The 23946-nt window shown below is 42.7% G+C and carries 24 protein-coding genes; 23 read left to right on the plus strand and 1 reads right to left on the minus strand.

The genetic code is table 11. The features are described 5' to 3' along the window. The first annotated feature begins 67 nt into the window (after positions 1-67). The 8 genes from hrcA (at position 68) to deoC (ending at position 9813) form a co-directional block, all read left to right on the plus strand. Positions 68-1102, plus strand: a complete 1035-nt coding sequence (gene hrcA, locus D0469_RS00760; RefSeq protein WP_117324746.1) for a heat-inducible transcriptional repressor HrcA — start codon at positions 68-70, stop codon at positions 1100-1102. A 214-nt stretch (positions 1103-1316) separates the two neighbouring features. Next, the gene (grpE, locus tag D0469_RS00765; protein ID WP_117324747.1) at positions 1317-1916 is read left to right on the plus strand and encodes a nucleotide exchange factor GrpE; all 600 of its coding nucleotides are present in this window, start codon (positions 1317-1319) and stop codon (positions 1914-1916) included. A 33-nt stretch (positions 1917-1949) separates the two neighbouring features. Further along, positions 1950-3785 (plus strand): molecular chaperone DnaK, encoded by a 1836-nt coding sequence (dnaK, locus tag D0469_RS00770; RefSeq protein ID WP_117324748.1) that lies wholly within the window; start codon positions 1950-1952, stop codon positions 3783-3785. Between the two features lie 422 nt (positions 3786-4207). Next, a complete protein-coding gene (dnaJ, locus tag D0469_RS00775) occupies positions 4208-5335 on the plus strand; it encodes a molecular chaperone DnaJ (protein WP_117324749.1) in 1128 nt (375 codons plus the stop codon). Positions 5336-5350: 15 nt separating this feature from the next. Beyond that, on the plus strand, positions 5351-6292 hold the full coding sequence (prmA, locus tag D0469_RS00780) for a 50S ribosomal protein L11 methyltransferase (RefSeq protein ID WP_117324750.1): 942 nt from the start codon (positions 5351-5353) through the stop codon (positions 6290-6292). Positions 6293-6383: 91 nt separating this feature from the next. After that, the gene (locus tag D0469_RS00785; RefSeq protein ID WP_117324751.1) at positions 6384-7136 is read left to right on the plus strand and encodes a 16S rRNA (uracil(1498)-N(3))-methyltransferase; all 753 of its coding nucleotides are present in this window, start codon (positions 6384-6386) and stop codon (positions 7134-7136) included. A gap of 5 nt (positions 7137-7141) precedes the next feature. Continuing rightward, positions 7142-8491, plus strand: a complete 1350-nt coding sequence (gene mtaB / locus D0469_RS00790) for a tRNA (N(6)-L-threonylcarbamoyladenosine(37)-C(2))-methylthiotransferase MtaB (RefSeq protein WP_117324752.1) — start codon at positions 7142-7144, stop codon at positions 8489-8491. 650 nt (positions 8492-9141) lie between these two features. Next, the gene (deoC, locus tag D0469_RS00795; RefSeq protein WP_117324753.1) at positions 9142-9813 is read left to right on the plus strand and encodes a deoxyribose-phosphate aldolase; all 672 of its coding nucleotides are present in this window, start codon (positions 9142-9144) and stop codon (positions 9811-9813) included. 56 nt (positions 9814-9869) lie between these two features. Here deoC and D0469_RS00800 read toward each other — a convergent pair whose 3' ends face one another. After that, positions 9870-10796, minus strand: a complete 927-nt coding sequence (locus D0469_RS00800; RefSeq protein WP_117324754.1) for a Na/Pi symporter — start codon at positions 10794-10796, stop codon at positions 9870-9872. A 209-nt stretch (positions 10797-11005) separates the two neighbouring features. Between D0469_RS00800 and rpsU the strand changes: the two genes are divergently transcribed. The 15 genes from rpsU to recO all read left to right on the plus strand — a co-directional run bounded on the left by rpsU (position 11006) and on the right by recO (position 23710). Further along, positions 11006-11179: a 30S ribosomal protein S21 gene (rpsU, locus tag D0469_RS00805; RefSeq protein ID WP_028391853.1), complete on the plus strand. Its 174-nt coding sequence runs from the start codon at positions 11006-11008 to the stop codon at positions 11177-11179. A 14-nt stretch (positions 11180-11193) separates the two neighbouring features. Then, positions 11194-11640 carry a GatB/YqeY domain-containing protein gene (locus tag D0469_RS00810; RefSeq protein ID WP_117324755.1) on the plus strand — a complete coding sequence of 149 codons (447 nt, stop codon included), beginning with the start codon at positions 11194-11196 and terminating at the stop codon, positions 11638-11640. 254 nt (positions 11641-11894) lie between these two features. Beyond that, positions 11895-13214, plus strand: coding sequence for an NfeD family protein (locus tag D0469_RS00815; protein WP_117324756.1), 1320 nt, complete (start codon positions 11895-11897; stop codon positions 13212-13214). A 19-nt stretch (positions 13215-13233) separates the two neighbouring features. Then, positions 13234-14229, plus strand: coding sequence for a flotillin-like protein FloA (gene floA, locus D0469_RS00820; RefSeq protein WP_407675716.1), 996 nt, complete (start codon positions 13234-13236; stop codon positions 14227-14229). A 69-nt stretch (positions 14230-14298) separates the two neighbouring features. After that, positions 14299-14742 (plus strand): hypothetical protein, encoded by a 444-nt coding sequence (locus D0469_RS00825; protein WP_117324757.1) that lies wholly within the window; start codon positions 14299-14301, stop codon positions 14740-14742. Between the two features lie 103 nt (positions 14743-14845). After that, positions 14846-15130 carry a sporulation protein YqfC gene (gene yqfC, locus D0469_RS00830; RefSeq protein ID WP_117324758.1) on the plus strand — a complete coding sequence of 95 codons (285 nt, stop codon included), beginning with the start codon at positions 14846-14848 and terminating at the stop codon, positions 15128-15130. Positions 15131-15152: 22 nt separating this feature from the next. Continuing rightward, a complete protein-coding gene (gene yqfD, locus D0469_RS00835) occupies positions 15153-16340 on the plus strand; it encodes a sporulation protein YqfD (RefSeq protein ID WP_117324759.1) in 1188 nt (395 codons plus the stop codon). 3 nt (positions 16341-16343) lie between these two features. Continuing rightward, positions 16344-17306: a PhoH family protein gene (locus D0469_RS00840; protein ID WP_117324760.1), complete on the plus strand. Its 963-nt coding sequence runs from the start codon at positions 16344-16346 to the stop codon at positions 17304-17306. A gap of 680 nt (positions 17307-17986) precedes the next feature. Further along, positions 17987-20152, plus strand: coding sequence for an HD family phosphohydrolase (locus D0469_RS00845; RefSeq protein WP_325048920.1), 2166 nt, complete (start codon positions 17987-17989; stop codon positions 20150-20152). After that, positions 20149-20625 (plus strand): rRNA maturation RNase YbeY, encoded by a 477-nt coding sequence (gene ybeY, locus D0469_RS00850; RefSeq protein ID WP_117324762.1) that lies wholly within the window; start codon positions 20149-20151, stop codon positions 20623-20625. The genes D0469_RS00845 and ybeY overlap by 4 nt, the downstream gene beginning before the upstream one ends. Next, on the plus strand, positions 20603-20977 hold the full coding sequence (locus tag D0469_RS00855) for a diacylglycerol kinase family protein (RefSeq protein WP_117324763.1): 375 nt from the start codon (positions 20603-20605) through the stop codon (positions 20975-20977). The genes ybeY and D0469_RS00855 overlap by 23 nt, the downstream gene beginning before the upstream one ends. Positions 20978-21134: 157 nt before the next feature. After that, complete coding sequence (locus D0469_RS00860; protein ID WP_117324764.1) at positions 21135-21533, plus strand: cytidine deaminase; 399 nt, start codon at positions 21135-21137, stop codon at positions 21531-21533. Then, on the plus strand, positions 21526-22452 hold the full coding sequence (era, locus tag D0469_RS00865) for a GTPase Era (RefSeq protein ID WP_117324765.1): 927 nt from the start codon (positions 21526-21528) through the stop codon (positions 22450-22452). Before D0469_RS00860 ends, era begins: the two co-directional genes overlap by 8 nt. Positions 22453-22552: 100 nt before the next feature. Further along, on the plus strand, positions 22553-22696 hold the full coding sequence (locus tag D0469_RS00870) for a YqzL family protein (RefSeq protein WP_117324766.1): 144 nt from the start codon (positions 22553-22555) through the stop codon (positions 22694-22696). Between the two features lie 261 nt (positions 22697-22957). Continuing rightward, positions 22958-23710 carry a DNA repair protein RecO gene (recO, locus tag D0469_RS00875; protein WP_117324767.1) on the plus strand — a complete coding sequence of 251 codons (753 nt, stop codon included), beginning with the start codon at positions 22958-22960 and terminating at the stop codon, positions 23708-23710. Positions 23711-23946 lie beyond the last annotated feature (236 nt).

A 23946-nucleotide genomic window follows, 5' to 3' on the forward strand; every position in this document is an offset into this window, starting at 1 on the left:
CGCATTTGTTAATTTATTATTAGTATTAGCACTCAATAACTAAGAGTGCTAACAGGGGTGATACTACATGTTAACTGAGCGTCAATTACTAATATTGCAGGTCATTATTGATGACTTTATTAGATTTGCACAGCCGGTTGGTTCGAGAAGCCTGTCGAAAAAAGATGAAATCACCTTCAGCTCTGCTACGATACGCAATGAAATGGCGGACCTGGAAGAACTGGGCTTTATTGAAAAAACTCATACATCTTCGGGAAGGGTTCCCTCTGAAAAAGGATACAGGTACTATGTCGACCATTTGCTGTCTCCTCAGACGCTGAAAAAGGACGATTTACAGCTTGTAAAATCCATTTTTGCTGAAAGGATTTATGAACTGGAAAAACTTGTGCAAAAGTCAGCGAAGATTCTTTCAGAACTGACAAATTATACCGCCATTGCGCTGGGTCCTAAGGTAAAGGACAATAAATTGCGCAAGATCCAGATAGTTCCTTTAAACAACGAGACGGCAATTGCAATCATTGTTACCGATACTGGCTACGTTCAAAATAAGATGATTCAGCTTCCGCCTTCTTTTGACATAAACGAGCTGGAAAAAATGGCTAATATATTGAATGACCGGCTTGTTGGTGTTCCTTTGACAGATCTAAAAGACAAAATATATAAAGAAGTTGTTACACTTTTAGGGCAGCATATCCGCAATTATGATGTAATATCTGCGTTGCTGGCAGAATCATTAAACAATGTATCAAAAAATGAAAAGCTGTTTTACGGCGGTAAGACAAACATGCTAAGCCAGCCTGAATTCCATGATGTTGACAAGGTTCGGTCACTGCTCTCGGTTATCGAACATGAACCGGATATGTACAAAATGATGAGGCAGAACCCTGCTGGGATCACTGTTAAAATTGGCAGGGAGAATAATAATTCCGCACTGGAAAATTGCAGCTTCATTACTGCCACATATTCCATTGGCAAAGATCAGGTTGGAACTATCGCGGTTCTTGGACCAACAAGAATGGAATATTCAAGAGTCATTTCGCTGCTTGATATGTTCTCACATGATTTAACAGCACTTCTCACGAGGCTGTATCAAAATAATTAGCACTGGCAATATTGGTAGGGTGATGGAAGCGCTGCTTTCCATCCTCTTTTCATGGCAATTCCGGTGTTTATAATTAGTTTTATATTTTTGGGCTGTATCTTTGTTTATCCCTGATTGGCCATTCATTGGTATAGTTCAATTCAAATTTTTTATCATGTAAGTCTGGCTTTATGGCTTACGAGGGCGCTTACGCATTTCTTATAGGGAGGTGAAAATGGTGACAGAAGAACAAAATAACGAAAGAAATGAAAGCATGCAGGCTGAGGAAACAGAAGCGAATGTGGAAGCAACTTTTGCTGAAGAAACTCCAGTCAGCGGGGAAGGCGAATCTGTGGAACAATTTCAGGATGCAGCTGAAGATACTGTCGAAAAGATCGCAGAATTGGAAGCTAAATTAGCTGAGATGGAAAATCGCTACCTTCGTTTACATGCTGACTTTGAAAATTCCAGACGCCGTGCTCGATTAGATTTGGAAGCGGCGCAAAAATATAGAGCCCAAGGCCTTGCCGGCGATTTGCTGCAGGCACTCGACAACTTTGAAAGAGCTACAAAGATAGAGGCTGACAATGAGCAAACGAAAACCTTGCTGCAAGGCATGGACATGGTTTATAAAAGTATTTTAGAAGCGCTGAAAAAGGAAGGCGTGGAACCGATTGAAGCGGTTGGGAAAGAATTCGACCCGCATTTGCATCAGGCAGTTATGCAGGTTGAGGATGAGAACTTCGCTTCCAATTCGGTAGTGGAAGAATTCCAAAAAGGTTATATGCTGAAAGACAGAGTCCTTCGCCCGGCGATGGTAAAAGTGAATCAGTGAGCACCTACATATAATTAGGAGGGAAATCATACTATGAGCAAGCTTATTGGTATCGACTTGGGAACAACAAACTCTTGTGTATCTATTCTTGAAGGCGGAGAGCCTAAGGTAATTCCAAATCCGGAAGGCAACCGTACGACTCCTTCTGTTGTAGCATTTAAAAATGGTGAACGCCAGGTTGGGGAAGTGGCAAAGCGTCAGGCCATCACAAATCCTAACACTATTATTTCAATCAAACGCCACATGGGTACGAGCCATAAGGTAGAGGTGGAAGGCAAAGAATATTCCCCTCAAGAAGTTTCAGCAATTATCCTTCAGCACTTAAAATCATATGCTGAAGAGTATCTTGGCGAAAAAGTTACGAAAGCGGTAATTACAGTACCAGCGTACTTTAATGATGCTGAACGCCAGGCTACAAAGGACGCTGGACAAATTGCCGGTTTAGAAGTTGAACGTATCATCAACGAACCGACAGCTGCAGCTCTTGCATATGGTCTTGATAAAACAGACGAAGACCAAACGATCCTTGTATTTGATCTTGGCGGCGGTACATTTGACGTATCGATCATGGAACTTGGAGACGGTGTTTTTGAAGTAAAAGCCACTGCCGGTGACAATAGACTCGGCGGAGACGATTTTGACCAAGTTATCATTGACTATCTAGTATCTGAATTCAAAAAAGAAAACAGCATCGACCTTTCAAAAGATAAAATGGCACTTCAGCGTTTGAAGGATGCGGCTGAGAAGGCGAAAAAAGACCTTTCAGGTGTAACTTCTACACAGATTTCTTTACCGTTTATCACAGCTGGCGAAGCTGGTCCGCTTCACCTTGATGTAACGCTAACACGGGCGAAATTTGATGAGATTTCTGCTGGCCTAGTAGAGCGTACAATGGGTCCTACTCGCCAGGCGTTAAAAGATGCAGGTCTTTCTCCTTCTGAGATTGATAAAATAATCTTAGTCGGCGGATCTACTCGTATTCCTGCTGTTCAGGAAGCAATCCGCAGGGAGATTGGCCAGGAGCCTCATAAAGGTGTTAACCCTGATGAAGTAGTTGCAATGGGTGCAGCTATCCAGGGCGGAGTTTTAACTGGAGACGTTAAAGATGTGGTTCTTCTGGACGTTACTCCATTATCATTAGGTATTGAAACAATGGGCGGTGTGTTCACAAAGCTGATCGACCGCAATACAACAATTCCAACAAGCAAATCTCAAGTATTCTCAACGGCTGCTGACAGTCAAACAGCGGTGGATATCCATGTTCTTCAAGGGGAACGCCCAATGGCAGCAGACAACAAAACACTTGGACGCTTCCAGCTTACAGATATCCCGCCAGCACCACGCGGAATTCCGCAAATTGAAGTTTCCTTCGATATCGATAAAAATGGTATCGTAAGCGTACGTGCCAAAGATCTTGGCACAAACAAAGAACAGGCAATTACTATTAAATCTTCTTCAGGTCTATCTGATGAAGAAGTAGAACGCATGGTTCGCGAAGCAGAAGAAAATGCTGAAGCTGACAAGAAGCGCAAAGAAGAAGTAGAACTTCGCAACGAAGCTGATCAGCTTGTGTTCTCTACTGAAAAAACGCTTAAAGACCTTGAAGGTAAAGTAGATGAAGCAGAAGTGACAAAAGCAAATGAAGCGAAAGATGCTTTAAAGGATGCCATTGAGAAAAACGAGCTTGATGAAATCCGCGTAAAGAAAGATGCGCTTCAGGAAATCGTTACTAACCTGACAATGAAACTTTACGAAGAAGCTCAAAAAGCACAGCAGGCAGCACAGGGCGGTGCAGAAGGTTCTGCTGAAAAGAAAGATGATAATGTTGTTGATGCAGAGTTTACTGAAGTAAATGATGACGATAAATAAAATATAAAGCATGCAGATAACCCGGAATCACTAATGCTTTCCGTTTATCTAAAAAGGAGTCAAAGCCAGGGTTTCTTGGCTTTGGCTTTTTTTAAGCAATAGGAAAAATATTTATTAATAGCTATCTGCTCTTTCCGGTAACAAGCTTTTAAAGCATTCTGTATCATAGTCTGGCAGATCTGCAGATAAATTAGGAATGGCAAGTGCGGATGCCGGCTGTGAATGCTTTTAATCTTAGATAAGAAAGCATTTCCCTGTTAACAAGTGTTGATGTCTAGCTCCAGCGCTCAGCCCCGACGCACAGGACGTGCCAGACCTTAGTCGACGTTCATTGTCAGGTGCTTGCGTTTTTCGTATTGCGCTGCGACTTGTAAAAGTGTTAAAATTGTCTTTATGTGAAACGGATCGGGAGTGAAGAAACTATGAGTAAACGCGATTATTATGAAGTGCTTGGAGTAGCGAAAACTGCCTCAAAAGATGAGATTAAGAAGGCATATAGAAAGCTCTCGAAGCAGTACCACCCTGATATCAACAAAGCGCCAGATGCAGCAGATAAATTTAAGGAAATTAAAGAAGCTTATGAAGTGTTAAGTGATGATCAGAAGAAAGCGCACTACGACCAGTTTGGTCATACGGATCCGAACCAGGGCTTTGGCGGTGCAGGAGATTTTGGCGGCTTTGGCGGCTTTGAAGATATATTCAGTACCTTCTTCGGAGGGGGAGGTGGCGGAAGGAGGAGAGATCCAAACGCACCGCGCCAGGGAGCAGATCTTCAATATACGATGACTTTGAAATTTGAGGAAGCGGTTTTCGGGAAAGAAACTGAAATTGAAATACCTCGTGAAGAAAATTGTGATAACTGCGATGGATCAGGAGCCAAGCCAGGAACAAAAACTGAAACTTGCTCACACTGTCATGGTTCAGGCCAGCTGAATGTCGAACAAAACACACCGTTTGGAAGAATCGTTAACCGACGAGTTTGTAATCATTGTAATGGAACAGGAAAATACATTCCTAACAAATGTTCAACTTGTGGAGGATCAGGCAAGGTTAAGAAGCGGCGCAAGATCTCCGTTAAAATACCAGCCGGTATCGATGACGGGCAGCAGCTTCGAGTATCAGGACAGGGAGAACCAGGTATAAACGGAGGCCCATCTGGTGATTTATATGTCGTATTCCGAGTACGCGAGCACGAATTTTTCGAGCGCGAAGGTGACGATATCTATTGCGAGATGCCGGTTACATTCGCCCAGGCGGCGCTTGGTGATGAAATTGAGGTTCCAACTCTTCATGGCAAAGTAAAGCTGAAGGTTCCGGCAGGCACTCAAACAGGGACCCGCTTCCGCCTGAAAGGAAAAGGAGTTCCGAACGTCCGCGGCTATGGCCAGGGAGATCAGCATATTGTGATTCTGGTCGTAACGCCAACGAATATCTCAGAAAAACAAAAGCAGCTTCTAAGGGAATTTGCCGACATAAGCGGTCAGGTTGTGCCAAATGAGCAGGAAGAAAGCTTTTTCTCTAAAGTAAAACGTGCTTTTAAAGGTGACTAAAAGGAGCTGTCAGCAATGAAATGGTCTGAAATTGCCATCCATACGACAAACGAGGCAGTTGAACCGGTATCTAACATCCTCCATGAGGCAGGGGCCAGCGGTGTTGTCATCGAGGATCCAAACGATTTAATTAAAGAACGGGAAAATGTTTTTGGTGAGATTTATAATCTTAATCCTGCTGATTATCCTGACGAAGGCGTTATTATTAAGGCATATTTACCAGTGAATAGCTTCCTGGGCGAAACGGTTGAAGGCATTAAGGAAGCTATCAACACACTGCTTATCTATGATATCGACCTTGGGCGAAATGCAGTGTCTATAAGTGAAGTGCATGAGGAAGAATGGGCTACTGCCTGGAAAAAATACTATAATCCTGTTAAGATTTCTGAAAGATTTACAATCGTTCCCACATGGGAAAATTACGAACCGGTCAGCAGTGATGAACTGATTATTGAGCTTGATCCAGGCATGGCATTCGGAACCGGTACTCATCCAACTACAGTTATGTGTATCCAGGCTTTGGAAAGAACTGTGAAGCAAGGCGATTCAGTTGTTGATATCGGAACTGGTTCGGGTGTTCTGAGTATCGCTGCTGCCCTTTTGCAGGCGGAAAAAGTACATGCGCTTGATCTGGATGAAGTTGCAGTGGCATCAGCAAAGTTAAACGTGAAGCTGAATAAAGTACAGAATGTGGTCTCGGTTACACAAAATAACCTTCTTGATGGGGTTAGTGAAACGGTAGACGTAGCGGTTGCCAATATACTTGCAGAAGTAATCATAAGATTTACCGATGATGTTGCCAAAGCTGTAAAGCCAGGAGGTTATTTCATTGCCTCCGGAATTATCCAGCAGAAAAAGCAGGATGTTAAAGAAGCCATTGAGGTATCCGGTTTCACCATTGAGGAAACGTTGTTAATGGAAGACTGGGCAGCAATCATTGCGAAAAGAAACCTTTAAAAAAATCAGGCGCCGATAAGTCACAAATCAAGTTAATAAAGCAAAGTGGCCGGCGCCATTTTTCCTAAAAAACTAGTAAGCAGGTGTCAATGTGCAGCGTTACTTTTTATCAGATGATGGTATAAATGGCACAGAGGTCAAGGTATCAGGTGAAGACTTTCATCATATTGTCCGAGTTATGCGAATGGGTGAAGGGGACCGTATAATCTGTGTTACCAGGGATGGAAGATCGGCACTTGCCGAAATCACAGAAGTTTCCAATGAAATGGTAACGGGAACCGTTATAGAATGGTATCTTGAAGAAAAAGAATTGCCTGTTAAAGTGACAATCGCGAGCGGGCTGCCTAAAGGGGATAAATTAGAGTATATCATTCAAAAAGGCACAGAGCTTGGTGCCCATGAGTTTATCCCTTTTATTGCGGCTCGTTCAGTAGTGAAATGGGATAGCAAAAAGTCTTCGAAAAAGACGGAGCGCCTCCAGAAAATTGCCAAGGAGGCGGCTGAACAATCACACCGTACAATGCTCCCATCCGTTAAAGAACCGATGCCACTGAAAGAATTAATCGCTGCCTCGGCTGCTTATGATCATAAACTTGCTGCTTTTGAAGAATCGGCAAAACAGGGGGAATCTGCCGTTCTTGCTGCAGTCCTTAAAAATGCCGAACCAGGGCAGTCAATCTTATTTGTTTTCGGACCTGAAGGCGGGCTTGCTCCAGAGGAATTGGACCTGCTTATTCAAGCGGAATTTACTCCTTGCGGGTTAGGACCTAGAATATTAAGGACGGAAACTGCTCCGCTTTATGCACTTGCGGCTGTTTCCTACCAATTAGAACTATCGAGGTGATGATAATGGCAACTGTAGCGTTCCATACGTTAGGCTGTAAAGTAAATCATTACGAAACAGAAGCCATTTGGCAGCTTTTTAAAGCGGATGGCTATGAACGTACTGATTTCGAAGCGGCTGCAGATGTTTATGTAATTAATACTTGTACAGTTACAAATACAGGTGATAAGAAAAGCCGCCAGGTAATCCGCCGTGCCGTTCGCAAAAACCCGGATGCAGTTATTGCGGTTACTGGCTGCTACGCCCAAACTTCCCCGGCTGAAATTATGGCCATCCCTGGAGTTGACATAGTTGTTGGCACACAGGATCGTACAAAGATGCTAGGGTTTATTGAACAATTTAAAGAAGAACGCCAGCCAATCAATGGCGTTGGAAATATAATGAAAACTCGTGTGTATGAAGAGCTTGATGTGCCAGCTTTCACTGACCGTACCCGAGCTTCTCTTAAAATTCAGGAAGGCTGCAATAATTTCTGTACTTTCTGTATTATTCCGTGGGCACGCGGGCTTATGCGTTCACGAGACCCTCAGGAGGTTATCCGCCAGGCTCAGCAGCTTGTTGATGCCGGGTATAAGGAGATCGTCCTAACAGGTATTCACACTGGAGGATACGGGGAGGATATGAAGGATTACAACCTTGCCATGCTTCTTCGTGAGCTTGATGAAAAGGTTGTCGGACTGAAAAGAATCCGAATTTCTTCTATTGAAGCGAGCCAGATTACTGATGAAGTAATTCAGGTTCTGAACGATTCCGATAAGATTGTAAGGCATCTTCACATTCCGCTTCAATCTGGCTCCAATTCAGTTCTTAAACGTATGAGACGGAAATATACAATGGAATTCTTTGCTGAGCGCCTGCAAAAGTTAAAGCTGGCTTTGCCAGGATTGGCTGTAACATCTGACGTGATCGTAGGGTTTCCAGGCGAAACGGAAGAAGAATTCATGGAAACCTACAATTTCATTAAAGAGCACCAATTTTCTGAGCTTCATGTTTTCCCATATTCTAAGCGTACAGGCACGCCTGCTGCCAGAATGGAAGACCAGATTGATGAGGAAGTCAAGAATAACCGAGTTCATCGCCTGATCAGCCTATCTGACCAGCTTGCAAAGGAATACGCATCACGATTTGAAAATGAGATTCTGGAAGTGATTCCAGAAGAACGCTTCAATGAGGATGAAGAAAGCAATTTATATGTCGGATATACGGACAACTATTTAAAAGTTGTTTTCCCTTTATCAGAAGATATGATTGGAAAGATTGTAAAAGTTAAAATTACGAAAGCAGGCTATCCGTATAACGAAGGGCAATTCGTTCGCGTTGTCGAAGATTCTCCTCTTGAGGCACAAGCTATTTAATAACAAGCAATCTGCGTTTTTTCAGCAGATTGCTTTTTTTGTTTTGGGTAAAGTGAAAGTCGGATCACATAAAGACGGAAGGCTGTCAGGGGATTATTTCCACTTTCACAGGAAAAAACTTAATTTTACGGAAGTAATCCACTTATTACGGAATTTAATTCATTTCACGGATTCAATTACTTTTCGCGTAATTAATTGAATGAATTTCATAATTTCAATCCCTTGTCGCCCATGTGGTTCAAGACATGAAAAAAGTAGTACCTCCCCAAATTCTTGTATAATGTAAGTGACCAAACAAACAAAGACAGGAATAGAAATGAGGTTGACTCCCATGTCTGTTATACGACAAGGAAGCCTTGTTTGACATGCAGGATTTTTAATTAATTGATTTTTTACAGAAAAAAGTTAAATTGACGAATTAATTTCATGCAGGCAGTAAAGGTCCTATCAAATGAAATTTATGTTTATTCACAAGGAATTTTGTTGACCCGCATCAGCTAAATAATAAATCTTATGCAAAAAGAGATACTAATCTCTATAATTGCAATCGAGTTTTACGTTTAATTGATAAGTTGCTCGTAAATCAGTACTGAAAATGCTAAGATACAGAGGTACGGACAACTTTAAATTGTATTGAAGGAGATGTAACGATGGTACAAAATGTAGCAGGAATCATCGATCATACATTATTAAAGGCTGATGCGACCAGCGCTCAGATCAGAACGCTTTGTGTGGAAGCGAAGGAGCATCATTTCGCATCGGTTTGCGTAAATCCTACTTGGGTGAAATTGGCGGCTGAACTATTGCAAGGCTCTGATGTAAAGGTGTGTACCGTCATTGGATTCCCTTTAGGGGCGAATACACCTGAAACAAAAGCATTTGAGACAAGAAATGCGATTGAAAATGGAGCACAGGAAGTTGATATGGTTATCAATATTGGTGCCTTAAAAGAAAAGAATAATGAACTTGTGGAAAAAGACATTCGCGCAGTAGTGGAAGCTGCCAAGGGAAAGGCGCTGACAAAGGTCATTATTGAAACTTCTTTATTGACGGATGAGGAAAAAGAGAGGGCTTCTCAGCTTTCAGTGAAGGCTGGTACTGACTTTGTCAAAACATCCACTGGTTTTTCAACAGGAGGCGCCACAGTTGAGGATGTTCAGTTAATGAGAAGGACTGTTGGCCCGAATATTGGCGTTAAAGCTTCAGGAGGAGTCCGGAATACGGAGGATGCCGTAAAGATTATCAATGCTGGAGCAACACGTATTGGCGCAAGTGCCGGCGTGGCGATTATCAAGGGGCTGACTTCAGATTCAGATTACTAAATAACAGTGAAAACCCTGACGAATTTTTGAGCAGGGTTTTTCATTTAATGTTTCTGCTAATTCTTTCGCCTGTGGACATGCATAATAAATCGGGCAAATGCGCCTGCAAATGGCAAAACTGCAAGCGAGGTGATTACATTAAACAGAACGCTGGCATGTGCAAGCTGTACGTCAGGCTCCCCGGTAAGCATTCCGGCAACTTGGGCAAGATCATCGATAAAAGGGTAAAACAGTGCAACGCCGGCAATGTTGAGCCAAATATGGGCGTATGCGGTAAAGCGGGCTTCAGCTCCAGATCCGATACTTGCCAGATAGCCTGTAATGCATGTCCCAATATTTGCCCCCAGCATAACCGCAATAGCAGCTGAAATAGAAAGTTCACCACTTGCAAGAAAGCTCATCGCAATCCCAACCATTGCACTGCTTGAGTGAATGATGGCAGTAATTATAATGCCAGTGAGCAGGGCAAGGATCGTATTGCTGTCCATATTCCCTAGAACACCCTGAACGAACGGATATCCCGCGAGAGGTACAGCAAGCGATTTGAAACCCGCCATGGCCGCAAATATGGCGCACAAGCCTATTAGGGATGTACCGATGCTCCTGGATACTACTTTTGGAATACTGCAAAGTACCGCCCCGACGATTAAGCCGGGAATAATATACTTGTCCACTGAAAAAGTCATAAATTCCGCTGTAAATGTTGTTCCTATATTAGAGCCTAAAATGACGCCTATTGATTGCGGAAAAGAAATGACCCTTGCGGAAACAAACCCAATCGTCATAACCATGACAGCGGAGCTGCTCTGCAGAAGTCCCGTTATGCCTATGCCGGCAATAAAACCCTTCCAAGGGGAGCCGATTACCTTTGCAAGCACATCTTTTAGCTTTTTGCCGGATAAATTAAATAGCCCTATCCGCAGAAAGGACATTCCGCCCATAAATACAGCAATGAATAATGAGAATAATAAAAGCTCGTACATATGCTTCACCTCTGTTCCATTCTATGGGCAGAGTATGAGATACATGCTTCTTGTGTAAAAATCCATAACCATAAATATTTTAATATGGTTGCGGGACAAATTTCGATAGATAGTTGACCTTAAATAGTGCATATATTATAATGGCTAAGTACATGTGAAATCATGTAGCACTAAGAGTTAGTGTGTTGTTTTCGGAGGGAGGGAAAGAGATGTCTAAAACCGTCGTTCGTAAAAACGAATCGCTTGAAGATGCTCTTCGTCGTTTCAAACGTACTGTATCTAAAGCAGGATCGCTTCAGGAAGCTAGGAAGCGTGAATTTTATGAAAAGCCAAGCGTAAAGCGTAAGAAAAAGTCTGAAGCTGCTAGAAAACGTAAATTCTAAGAGTAGGTGGAAATATGAGTCTTCTCGAGCGTTTAAATAATGATATGAAACAAGCGATGAGGAACAAGGAAAAGGACAAACTCTCTGTAATTCGTATGCTGAAAGCGTCACTTCAAAACGAAGGGATAAAGCTTGGCAAGCAGGAGTTATCAGAAGAGGAAGAATTGACTATCCTTTCTCGCGAATTAAAACAACGCAAAGACTCCCTCCAAGAATTTGAAAACGCAGGCCGAACTGACCTCGTGGACAAAATCCGAACCGAAATCAATTTCGTTGAGGCTTATATGCCGGAGCAGCTTTCTGAGCAAGATCTTTCTTTAATTGTGAAACAAACGATTGAGGATATAAATGCATCATCAAAAGCTGATATGGGTAGGGTTATGGCAGCGTTAATGCCTAAAGTTAAAGGCAAAGCTGACGGCTCTCTTGTTAACAAATTAGTACAACAACATTTATCTTAAACTCGCATCAAACCGCAGGACTTGTGCCTGCGGTTTTTTGATGTCAAAAAAATACTAAAGGAGTATCCTGGAATGAATGGCCACTGAGAGAATAACCGAAAATAAGCGGTAAGCAATGGTCAATTTTGTAAAATGTATCAAATTAGCGTGTTCTTTTAACCTAGCCTTCATCCCTAATAAAACATGAAACTTTTCTCGATTACATACGTATGTAACAGGTAAGCAATGATAGAAAAAAGGAAAGGAGGCGGAGTATGCGCAAATGGTCCGTTATTATGTTCCTTTTCCTTGGATTAGGGCTTATATCCTTTTTGCCGCAGACCGAGGCTAAGCAGCAGATGGTTTATGTCGTGCCTATTGAAGATACCGTCGAGAAAGGGTTAAATGCTTTTCTTTCACGGTCGATTAATACAGCTGAAGAAGAAGGAGCCGACATGATTATTTTTGATGTGAACACACCGGGAGGCGCGGTAGATGCGGCAGGCAAAATTGCAAAGTCCATTTCAGAAACAAAGCTTCATACCGTTGCATTTGTAAATAATCAGGCACTGTCTGCAGGAGCCTATATTTCATTAAGTGCAGATGAAATATATATGGTGCCCGGGGCAACAATGGGAGCGGCAGCGGTGATAGATTCTGCCGGAAATGCGGCTGATAAAAAAGCACAGTCCTATTGGCTCGCTGCTTTGAAAACGGCTGCTGAACAAAATGGGCGGGACCCAATTTATGCCCAGGCAATGGCGGATGAAAGCATAAACCTGCCGAAATATGGAGCGGAAAAAGGAAGACTGCTGACGTTTACTGCCGAACAGGCGGAGAAAGCGGGCTATAGTGAAGGAACAGTTGCCGGCAGGGCAGAGCTGTACAGCAGGCTGGGAATAGAGAACGCTGATATCCGGCAGCTGGATGAAAGCTTTGCTGAAAAGCTCGCACGTTTCATTACCCATCCGGTGGTTGTACCGATCTTGCTGACGCTGGCCAGCATTGGGCTTGTGATGGAGCTGTATACACCAGGTTTTGGTTTGCCAGGCTTAACTGGGATGCTATCCTTGCTGCTGTTCTTTTATGGACATATGGTGTCCGGCCTCGCAGGCTATGAGTCGCTGCTATTATTTGTAGCCGGAGTTATCCTAATCATCCTGGAGGTCTTTGTCCCCGGTGGCCTTGTTGGTGTATTGGGATTGGCTGGTGTAGTAGGGAGCCTCTTTATGGCTTCGGACAATGTTTCACATATGGCGGTTTCGCTGCTGATAGCTTTTGCTGCCGCCCTCATTCTTTCGATTATATTAGTAAAGGTGTTTGGGAGAAAAATGAAATTTTTTAAAAAAATTATTCTTACTGACTCAACCAGCACGGAAAGCGGATATATCTCAAACCGCAGCCGTGTGGAGCTAATTGGAAAAACAGGGCTGGCAGCTACCGATTTAAGGCCGTCCGGAACCGTTATCATTGATGACGAAAGGATTGATGTCGTGACAGAAGGCAGCTTTATATCGAAGGGTACGACCGTGAAAGTTATTAAAACAGAAGGTTCAAGGATTGTTGTAAGGGAAGCAGGGCAATTAAAAGACTAATAGAAAACGGGTGAAATATATGGAATTGACTTCAGGAACAATATTGCTTTTATTGGCAATTGCCACGGCGATTATAGTGCTCGCCATATTGCTGACATTTGTACCGGTGATGCTTTGGATCTCTGCTTTGGCAGCAGGTGTACGGGTCAGTATTTTTACACTAATCGGGATGAGGCTCCGCCGGGTTATTCCAAATCGGGTCATTAATCCGCTTATCAAAGCCCATAAAGCGGGGCTTGGAGTTACGACCAACCAGCTGGAAAGCCATTATCTTGCGGGAGGTAACGTCGACAGAGTAGTAAATGCACTGATCGCCGCGCAAAGAGCGAATATTGAATTACCCTTTGAAAGAGGTGCTGCTATTGATCTTGCGGGGCGGGATGTACTTGAGGCGGTGCAGATGAGCGTTAATCCAAAGGTCATTGAAACACCGTTTATTTCCGGTGTTGCTATGGATGGTATCGAGGTAAAGGCAAAGGCAAGAATTACAGTCCGGGCAAACATCGACCGTTTAGTCGGCGGTGCCGGTGAGGAAACCATTGTTGCCCGTGTAGGCGAAGGGATCGTATCAACAATCGGTTCGGCTGAAAATCATAAAAAAGTACTCGAAAATCCTGATATGATTTCCAGAACGGTCCTTACGAAAGGACTTGATTCAGGAACGGCTTTTGAAATTCTCTCGATTGATATAGCTGATGTGGATATCGGCAAAAATATAGGGGCGCATCTGCAAACGGAACAGGCTGAAGCTGATAAAAAAATAGCCCAGGCAAAAGCGGAGGAGCGGCGCGCCATGGCTGTTGCCCAAGAACAGGAAATGAAAGCGCGTGTCGTCGAAATGAAGGCCAAGGTAGTAGAAGCGGAAGCAGAAGTGCCGCTTGCCATGTCTGAAGCCCTAAAGTCAGGCAATATTGGTGTATACGACTATATGAATATCCAAAACATTTCAGCGGATACAGATATGCGTGATTCTATCGGTAAATTGTCAAAGGATCCTAAAGACGGAGATAAATAACGCATCAACTTGGTTTTGGCCGTTACATGCTGACAAAAGATAAAAACGCAGAAGGGAGGAGGCCAGCAGATGGACACGATAATTGATTTCCTATTAAGCAATACATTTTTGCTGCTCATTTTTGCAGCCTTTGTTTCCTCACTTTTAAAAAAGAAGAAAAAGGCCGTGGGTAATCAGAATCGCAAACCGTCACAACAGCCCGGGAAGAGCAGCGAGCCGCTTCAGAAAATGGAGCACATAAAACCTTCACTGCCTCCGTCTGTTACAACAGCATTAAACTATCCTAACAAGGCAGCTGAAATAGTTTCAGAAACTAAAAAAGAAAACTTACAAACTGACATTGCTAACCCGTTTTTTTCCGCTGAATATAAGCACCGTGAAGGAGAAAAAAGTTCCCTTCAAGGCTCTACCATCAAATTGGACAATAAGAGCATTATTGATGGCATCATCCTCGCAGAAGTATTAGGCCCGCCTCGGGCTAAGAGGCCTGCTTCCCGAAGGAGAATGCCGTAAAATAATCTTTCCATTCCTGAGCGATATTAACACTGGCAGGCAGGAAAATGGTCTAGAACTCCCATTCATTTCATACATTTGAGATGAAAGGGGGTTCTTTTTTATGGCGCGAAAATGGGGGCAGAAAATTAAACAGCTTATGGTGAATACAATGGACCTTCCACAGGATGTCATGATGGACCTTCCGAGAATCACCATAATCGGCCAGCTGCATATCTACATCGAGAATCACCGCGGTTTGCTGGCATTTGCGGATAATGAAGTCAGGCTGATGCTGAAAAAGGGTCAGCTATTGATAAAGGGTGAGTCATTTGTAATCAAAACGATCCTTCCGGAGGAAATCATGCTTGAAGGAAAGATCGATAAAGTATTTTTTCTCGATGGATAAGTGCGAAGGAGGAGAACCACCCGTGAAAAATCAGTGGACAAACTTTTACACCGGGTTCGTAAAAGTCAAAGCAAGCGGAATTGGAGCAGAGCGCCTTATAAATGGACTCCTCAGAAAGAATATTTCCATATGGGATGTTAAACGCAGCGGTGAAGACACCGTTTTGTTTTGCATCGAACTGAAGGATATATCAACCCTGAGAGCGGTTGTCAGAAACAGTGACTGCAAGGTTTCCTTCATAGAAGGCAGGGGGATTCCTTTTTTTACAAAAAGAGCTTTAAAATACAGTGGCTTTTTAATCGGCCTGCTATCCTTTTTCATTATTATTTTCATGCTATCAAATATGGTCTGGGGAATTGAGATCAAAGGCGCTAATCCTGAGACTGAGCATGCAATCCGTAAAGAATTGGACAAGATTGGGGTTGAGGTCGGCAAGGTACAATTTCTGATCGACGATGTGGAAACAATTCAAAGAAAGCTTTCAGATAATATTAAGGCAGTAACGTGGATTGGTGTAGAATTAAAGGGGACAACCTTCCACTTTCAAGTGGTCGAAAAAGAACAGCCGGAAGAAGCAGAGAAACTCTCCCCCCGAAATCTTGTGGCCAGAAAAAAAGCCGTCATAGTAGGAATGTTTGTTGAAAAAGGGCAAAAGCAGGTAGAAATAAGCGATTATGTTAATAAAGGTCAATTGCTTGTATCCGGGGTCATTGGAAATGAGAATAATCAGCGCGTAGTAGGGGCCAAGGGTAAGGTCCTGGGAGAAACTTGGTATAAGTCCACAGTGGAAGTTCCGCTAAAAACAAAATTTTCGGTGTTTAATGGTGACGAAAAGGTGAAACATTATATAAATATAAGCGGTTTTTCCTTACCAGTCTGGGGGTTTAAAAAACCGGAGTACAAGCAGTATGAAGTTGAAAGCACAACCAAACCTTTTAAGTTCTGGAAATGGGAACTGCCTGCAGCGTATATGTCAGAAACATATCGCAGCAAAGAGCAAATTACCAGGGTATATACTAAGGGACAAGCAATGGCAGAGGCAAAGAAAATGGCTATCAAGGATTTGGAAAAACAGCTGCCTGAGGGTGCGAAGATTATCGGGGAAAAAATTTTGCATGCTGGAGTGGACAATGGTAAAGTTAAACTATCAATTCATTACCAGGTAATAGAAGATATCGCTGTTGGTATACCAATCATTCAAGGAGACTAACGAATGCCAGAAGATGCAAAAGTCGTAAAACTACAATTAGAATCGCCTAATGAAGCTATGGCATTATTGGGCATATCAGACTCAAACTTAAAAGTGCTGGAAGAAGAGCTTGGCGTAAATGTTATAACCCGGGGTGAAGCGATAACGGTATCCGGGGAAGAAGAAAATGCGGAGAAGGCCGAAAACATTATTAAGGCGCTCCTTTCAATAATCCGCAAAGGCATTAATATTAGTGCCCGGGATGTAATGTATGCAGCGGAACTGGCTAAAAAAGGGACGCTGGAATACTTCCGCGATTTATACGAAGAGGAAATTGCCAGGACAGCCAAGGGGAAAGTGATCCGGGTGAAGACTCTTGGCCAGAGGCATTATATATCAGCTATGAAAAAGGCAGATTTAGTGTTTGGAATCGGTCCTGCCGGGACAGGGAAAACGTATCTGGCCGTAGTTATGGCTATTAATGCGTTAAAAAACGGCCAGGTTAAAAAAATTATCCTGACAAGGCCGGCAGTAGAAGCAGGAGAAAGTCTCGGGTTCCTTCCGGGAGATTTGAAGGAAAAGGTGGATCCTTACTTAAGGCCTTTGTATGATGCCCTTCATGATCTTCTGGGAACAGAACAAACAGAGAGAATGATTGAGCGCGGAACCATTGAAATCGCTCCGCTAGCATATATGAGAGGCCGGACGCTAGATGATGCTTATGTCATCCTGGATGAAGCGCAAAACACAACACAGGCACAAATGAAGATGTTCCTTACGCGTTTGGGTTTTGGTTCTAGGATGGTTATTACAGGAGACCGCTCTCAGATTGACCTTCCTAAAGGAGTAAAATCTGGCCTTCTCACGGCAGAGGAACTCTTAAAAAATGTGTCCGGCATGGCGTTTATTTATCTCGAACAGAGTGATGTCGTCAGGCATCCTCTCGTCGCGAAAATCATTGATGCATATGAAAAAGCAAATCAATAAATCCGTCGAAATCCTTGCTTTCACGCAAGGGTTTTTTGTTGGCGCGAACGACGAATGCGTATCTTCCGAATAAAAAGGATTAACATATGGCTCTTTCTTCTTAAAACAGGGCATGTGTGTGCTTTCAAAATCCATAAGGCTGATGCAATAAGGTAGGTGAAAGTTGTCCTAAAAACTGTTATCATTTTACATAGTGATACTTAAAAAAGGGAATTGCTGCTAATTACCGTGATAAACAGAATACCTTATTGTTTAATACCTTTATTTAGAAATGTATTAATTTTAAGCCAGTGTTAGCTCTAGTGCCCGGTACTAGTACTTTTGAAGACTTAAGAAAATTGTCTTTTATAACAAGCGCTGATCCAGCTCCAGCACCCAGCTCTGACGTACAAAATGTGTTAGTGGAGGCGTCGCCACAGGGACGTGGTGGTTTTAGCCGGCCTCGAGGTCAAAAGTCAAGCGCCACGGAAGGCAAAAAGCGCCTTCTGCCACGCTTGTCTTATGCTTGTCGGACTTGCATAGGACGAGCTGGCGTTGACGTGTGGCACAGGATGTGCCACACCTTAGTCGGCGTTCCTTGTGTAACGTTGTGGATCAGAACAGCGTTGCGACAGGACGTGGCACACTTAGCCGTTCGTCCTTTGCCAGGGTTGCTTGCGCTTTTCGTAGGAGGGGGAAATTTGAACACGATAAACGCCTATTTAACAAAACTGAAGGACTTGCTGGGACTTAAGGTTTTTCAAATTGTTCTTCTCCTGTTTTTGGGAGTTTTTTCATACGCTGTAATGTATTCAAATGTTAAACCGGAAAAAATTACGGTAGAATTGTTCAAGCCTGCGGAACAGACCATTATTGCGGGAAAAACAGTAGAGGATACATATAAAACGGAGCAGGAAAAGAATGATACGGTTAAACAGGTTTCAGACGTTTATACGTTAAAAAAAGAATATGCGCAAAATAAGGTTGATTTAGTAGATTCCATTTTCGATTCCGCCATTGAAGTGATGAATGAAACTCCCCCGGCTCACCAGAAGCCAGGGGATTCCGCCAAGCCTGATGATCATCTATCTACTGATAAAAAAGTCGAACTCCTGAAAGGGAAACTAACGGATGAAGTCAATAATGAGCTGCCAAGCCACATTTTCACTGCCTTGGTGGAGGCTGCCGAAGCTGATTTGCAAATAGCCAAAGATGTAACAGTTACAGTTGTTAATAATGTAATGAGCACCAGAATCCCTGCAGATGAAGTCGAGAATGCTAAAAAAAGGGCTGAAGAGGAGCTGAGGTTTTCCAGCCTCAAGGGGGAATTAAAAGCTGCCTCTATTGCTCTGGCCCGGAATGTCATTATACAGAATGTTTTTTTTGACAGGGAAAAAACGGAGGAACAGAGACAGGAAGCGCTGGAAAGTGTTGAACCGGTAAAAATTCTTCAAGGCCAGATTATTGTCGTAGAAGGCCAGCTTGTCGACAGGGAAATCTACCGGAAGCTGGAACTGACTGGTGTTTTGGAAGGAGATAAAACAATCCAGCCTTTTGTAGGCCTAGCCATTATTATCATTTTGACTGTAGCAGCGCTATATTATTTTTTTAATACAGCAGAAGAAAGCAATGACTTTAAGACGAATCATTTAATTATTTTTATTGTAGTGTTTTTGATCGCTATATCTATCATGAAAACGATTAGCCTGTTTTCGGGAGATCGGTTTGCTAACCTGGGTTATTTCTTTCCGGCAGCTATGGCCTCTATGATCATTAAGATTCTCTCGAATGAACGGTATGCCGCTGCTGCGACAATACTGCTGGCTGGATTCGGAACAATTATTTTTAATGAAGGCAGTACGGGTGTGCTGGATATTCCAATTGGGCTTTATATCCTGTTTAGCGGCATGGCGGGGATTATCATCCTTACAAGCCGTAACTTTAAAGCAAGAATATTGCCTGCAGGTCTTGCCTTGTCATTTGTCAATTTTGCTCTTATTCTTGCGTTCCTGTTCATTTCCGACGGACAATATTCCAAAATGGAGTTTTTGTATTACTTTGCAGCTGCACTTCTATCTGGACTACTATCTTCAGTGCTGACGATTGGCCTGCTGCCATTCTTTGAAGCTGGCTTCGGTATTTTGTCAACGATGAAATTGATTGAGTTGTCCAATCCCAACCACCCTCTTCTTAGGAAAATACTAACGGAATCACCGGGGACATACCATCACAGTATCATGGTAGCGAACCTTGCCGAATCAGCATGCGAAGCCATTGGAGCTAATGGCCTTCTGGCGAGGGTAGGGTGCTATTATCATGATATCGGAAAAACAAAACGTCCTCAGTTTTTTATTGAAAATCAAATGAATATTGATAACCCGCATGATCGGCTTCCTCCAGCCACAAGCAGGGATATTATTATTGCCCATGCTACAGATGGGGCAGAAATATTACGGAAGCATAGATTGCCGAGGGAAATAGTCGATATTGCTGAACAGCATCATGGGACCACATTGTTAAAGTATTTTTATCATAAAGCAACTAAACTGGGAGAAGATGTTAATGAAGATTACTATCGCTATCCTGGCCCTAAAGCGCAAACAAAAGAAATAGCCGTGATTGGGATTGCAGACAGCGTGGAAGCAGCCGTCCGATCGATGGCGCAGCCAACTGCAGAAAAAATAGAAAACCTGGTTGTCAGCATTATCAGTGACCGTTTACATGATCATCAGTTTAATGAATGCGATATTACAATGCGGGAACTTCAAATTGTTAAAAAATCGCTATGCGAGACATTAAATGGGATATTCCATTCAAGGATAGAATATCCTGAATTCCAAAAAACGGAACAGAAGGTGAAAATATGATATTTGATATCGATTTTATTGACGAGACAAATGAAGTATCCGAAAAAGAAACAGCCATGATTGAAGAATTGCTCCATTTTGCTGCGGTAAAAGAAGGTATTGAGGAGGATTGTGAGCTTTCAGTAACTTTTACAAACAATGAACGAATACGCGAGATCAATAAGGAATACCGGGAAAAGGATGCCGCAACCGATGTTATTTCCTTTGCGCTGGAAGAAATGGGCGAAGAGGAAGTTCAGATTGTGGGGGCTGATATGCCTCGGATGCTGGGTGACATTGTGATTTCTGTCGAGAAGACTAAAGAGCAGGCTGAAGAATATGGCCATAGCTTCGAACGGGAGCTCGGGTTCCTTGCCCTGCATGGATTCCTGCATCTATTAGGATATGACCATATGGATGAACAGGATGAAAAAGAAATGTTCACTAAACAAAGGGTCATTTTAGCAGAGTATGGGCTTACAAGAGAACAGTAACCGAAACTCCTCGTTGGTCAAAAGCTTTGGTGTTGCTTTTTATGGGATTTATACAGCAGCACGTACCGAAAGAAATATAAAGATTCATTTAGTAATCTCGACAATCACGCTGCTATTTGGCTGGAAGCTGGCCATTTCTCCGGTCGAATGGCTGTTTATCCTAACTGCGATCTCTGGCACTTTTACGCTGGAAATGGTTAATTCGGCCATTGAAAGAACAGTTGATTTAATTACCAAAGAGCGCCACCCTTTGGCGAAACAGGCAAAAGATATTGCAGCTGGAGCAGTTCTTGTTTATAGCCTGTTTTCGGTTATTGTTGGAGCGGTCATCTTTTTACCCAAAATGTTTTGACAATGATGGGAGTACATAATGGAGTGTATTTGTTAGAAAATTCTAACATTTATATTACATTTTAAAAACAACATATATAAGACAGGGAGTTTCGAGGTAAAATAAAGGAACATCCCTTTCTGATAAAAATGAGCGGTTTAGGAAGGAAGATGCAACAATGCAACAAAAAGATTTAATTGAAGAAGCAGCCAAAGCAAGGGAAAAAGCCTATGTACCATACTCAAAGTTTCAGGTAGGAGCAGCGCTGCTAACAGAGGACGGCAAGGTGTACCATGGCTGCAACATTGAGAACGCTGCGTACAGCATGACAAATTGTGCGGAGCGGACAGCGCTCTTTAAAGCATTATCAGAAGGTGACCGAAGCTTTTCCATGATTGCTGTTGTCGCGGACACTGACAGACCAGTACCGCCATGCGGAGCATGCAGACAGGTAATTGCTGAATTGTGCCCAAAGGACATGAAAGTTGTTTTAACCAACCTAAAAGGGGATATTAAAGAATTAACAGTGGAAGAGCTGCTTCCAGGAGCCTTTTCACCGGAGGATTTACATGACTAAACTATTTGATACAGAAACAAAAAATCATAAATCAGGCTTTATTTCCATTATTGGAAGGCCAAATGTAGGAAAAAGCACCTTCCTTAACAGGGTAATCGGCCAAAAAATTGCAATTATGAGTGATAAGCCGCAAACAACACGCAATAAAATCCAAGGAGTATTAACTTTGGAAGATTCTCAAATGATCTTCATCGACACACCGGGAATCCATAAGCCAAAGCATAAACTCGGCGATTTTATGATGAAAGTCGCTACGAACACCCTGAGGGAAGTAGATTTAATCCTGTTCATGATCAATGCTCAGGAAGGAATCGGACGCGGTGATGAGTTCATAATTGAAAAGCTGAAGGGTGTTAAAACACCTGTGTTCCTTGTAGTAAACAAGATCGATCAGATTCACCCGGATGAACTTTTACCATTGATTCAAACTTATAAGGATTTACACCCGTTTGCATCTATTGTTCCCATTTCGGCCCTTGAAGGGAATAATGTAGAGACGTTGCTCACGCAAATCAAGGAACACCTGCCGGAAGGGCCGCAGTTTTATCCTGCAGACCAGGTTACAGACCATCCGGAGCGGTTCATCATTTCTGAACTGATACGTGAAAAGGTGCTTCACCTGACAAGAGAGGAAATACCGCATAGCATTGCAGTCGTAATCGACTCTATTAAAAAAATGGATAACAGTGAAACAATAAATGTGATGGCTACCATTATCGTAGAACGTGATTCCCAAAAAGGCATAGTCATTGGGAAACAAGGTAAATTGCTGAAGGAAGTAGGCAAAAGAGCACGGCTGGATATTGAAAATCTGCTCGGTTCAAAGGTCTTCCTGGAATTATGGGTCAAAGTCCAAAAGGATTGGCGCAACCGTGCGACTCATTTACGGGATTACGGTTTCAGAGAAGACGAATATTAATTATTAGTAAATTTTGCTTCACATCAATATTAATCGAACGGTCAAGCTAATCTTATGGCAGGGATTTAAAATGCTAGTAAAACGGAAAGGTGGGCTTTATATGTTGGATTTTACCTGGAAGGTATTCAGTCAGACAGGTAATGTGGACACTTATCTGCTTTTTAAAGAGCTTGAGGTGGAGAGACAAGAAAGACCCGAAAGAATGGAAGAAGAGCTAGCAGAAATTGACTTTCCCGTCTCATAGTCGATATGGTCCTAGGTAATAATATTTAGATGTTGCGTCCCAAGAAAGTGAACGTATAGGTTTCAGCTTCTGGTGATAGCCTCTGGATTTAGAGACAACACCATAGTTGTTACCGCCGAAAGTACATTCAGGTTGCTGCAGCCATTGAGATATTTATGCTCTGGACTTAATTATTATGATAACTGTTGCAGAGCATTGGCAAATTGCCTTCCGCAACAACTATGGATTTGACTTGTGTTCGCCATACAGGTGGTGGCCTAATTGTTTCAAAAATGTGAAGGCATTGTGATTCGCCGGACAAATTACGGAGAGAATAATAAAATAATTACTTTGTATACCCGTGAATGGGGTAAAACAGGAGTGATGGCAAGAGGGGCAAGCAAGCCGAACAGCCGGCTCTCTGCCGTCACTCAGCTTTTTTATTACGGATATTTTCTTGTTCAGCCCTCAAGTGGCCTGGGAACGCTTCAGCAGGGGGAAACCATCAACAGCCTGCGTTCTATCAGGGAGGATATTTTTGCAACCGCATATGCTTCCTACATCATCGAATTGCTTGATAAAAGCGTTGAGGATAAAAAATCCAACCCTTTTCTTTTCGAACTTGTTCTGCAAACACTTATTTACATAGATGAGGGGTATGACGCGGAAATTCTTAAATTTATATTTGAGATGAAAATGCTGTCTGTACTCGGATTAACACCGACGCTGGACCATTGCGCCAATTGCGGAAACACGGAAGGGGAATTTTCCTTTTCCTTACGAGAAGGCGGTTTTCTGTGCCACCGATGTTTTGAAAAAGATCCTTACCGGATAAAAATTTCACCATCCTCACTTAAGCTGCTGCGCTTGTTTTACCATTTTGACCTTTCCCGGCTGGGTAACATTTCAGTTAAGCTGGAAACAAAAAAAGAATTGCAGCTGGTTATTGATTCCTATTATGATGAATTTTCCGGCCTGCAGCTGAAATCAAAGAAATTCTTAAAACAAATGGATAATTTAAAGGGTTTGATTTAAATTTCGCATGTTCGTTATTGACCAGATTTAAAGTATGAGACAAGTACAAATGTCTAGCTCCGGCGCTTGCACACGATGTGGTGGCGTCGGCGTTTGGCACAGGATGGAGGTTGAAATGGCTTTAGATTTCAACCCTGCCAGACTTTAGGTGACGTTCCTTTAAAAGGGCGCTTGCGCATTTCTTATTTGACATTCTCAGGTGACTTGGATAAAATTTATTCATAATATTTTCGTTG

The sequence above is a fragment of the Peribacillus saganii genome (assembly GCF_003429095.1).
Lineage (GTDB): Bacteria > Bacillota > Bacilli > Bacillales > DSM-1321 > Peribacillus > Peribacillus saganii.

What these genes read in the sequence shown, in the direction of transcription:
- hrcA (WP_117324746.1), top strand. Translation starts at nt 68, where the DNA reads ATGTTAACTGAGCGTCAATTACTAATATTGCAGGTCATTATTGATGAC.
- grpE (WP_117324747.1), top strand. Translation starts at nt 1,317, where the DNA reads ATGGTGACAGAAGAACAAAATAACGAAAGAAATGAAAGCATGCAGGCT.
- dnaK (WP_117324748.1), top strand. Translation starts at nt 1,950, where the DNA reads ATGAGCAAGCTTATTGGTATCGACTTGGGAACAACAAACTCTTGTGTA.
- dnaJ (WP_117324749.1), top strand. Translation starts at nt 4,208, where the DNA reads ATGAGTAAACGCGATTATTATGAAGTGCTTGGAGTAGCGAAAACTGCC.
- prmA (WP_117324750.1), top strand. Translation starts at nt 5,351, where the DNA reads ATGAAATGGTCTGAAATTGCCATCCATACGACAAACGAGGCAGTTGAA.
- mtaB (WP_117324752.1), top strand. Translation starts at nt 7,142, where the DNA reads ATGGCAACTGTAGCGTTCCATACGTTAGGCTGTAAAGTAAATCATTAC.
- deoC (WP_117324753.1), top strand. Translation starts at nt 9,142, where the DNA reads ATGGTACAAAATGTAGCAGGAATCATCGATCATACATTATTAAAGGCT.
- D0469_RS00800 (WP_117324754.1), bottom strand. Translation starts at nt 10,796, where the DNA reads ATGTACGAGCTTTTATTATTCTCATTATTCATTGCTGTATTTATGGGC.
- rpsU (WP_028391853.1), top strand. Translation starts at nt 11,006, where the DNA reads ATGTCTAAAACCGTCGTTCGTAAAAACGAATCGCTTGAAGATGCTCTT.
- D0469_RS00810 (WP_117324755.1), top strand. Translation starts at nt 11,194, where the DNA reads ATGAGTCTTCTCGAGCGTTTAAATAATGATATGAAACAAGCGATGAGG.
- D0469_RS00815 (WP_117324756.1), top strand. Translation starts at nt 11,895, where the DNA reads ATGCGCAAATGGTCCGTTATTATGTTCCTTTTCCTTGGATTAGGGCTT.
- floA (WP_407675716.1), top strand. Translation starts at nt 13,234, where the DNA reads ATGGAATTGACTTCAGGAACAATATTGCTTTTATTGGCAATTGCCACG.
- D0469_RS00825 (WP_117324757.1), top strand. Translation starts at nt 14,299, where the DNA reads ATGGACACGATAATTGATTTCCTATTAAGCAATACATTTTTGCTGCTC.
- yqfC (WP_117324758.1), top strand. Translation starts at nt 14,846, where the DNA reads ATGGCGCGAAAATGGGGGCAGAAAATTAAACAGCTTATGGTGAATACA.
- D0469_RS00840 (WP_117324760.1), top strand. Translation starts at nt 16,344, where the DNA reads ATGCCAGAAGATGCAAAAGTCGTAAAACTACAATTAGAATCGCCTAAT.
- ybeY (WP_117324762.1), top strand. Translation starts at nt 20,149, where the DNA reads ATGATATTTGATATCGATTTTATTGACGAGACAAATGAAGTATCCGAA.
- D0469_RS00855 (WP_117324763.1), top strand. Translation starts at nt 20,603, where the DNA reads ATGGGCTTACAAGAGAACAGTAACCGAAACTCCTCGTTGGTCAAAAGC.
- D0469_RS00860 (WP_117324764.1), top strand. Translation starts at nt 21,135, where the DNA reads ATGCAACAAAAAGATTTAATTGAAGAAGCAGCCAAAGCAAGGGAAAAA.
- era (WP_117324765.1), top strand. Translation starts at nt 21,526, where the DNA reads ATGACTAAACTATTTGATACAGAAACAAAAAATCATAAATCAGGCTTT.
- D0469_RS00870 (WP_117324766.1), top strand. Translation starts at nt 22,553, where the DNA reads ATGTTGGATTTTACCTGGAAGGTATTCAGTCAGACAGGTAATGTGGAC.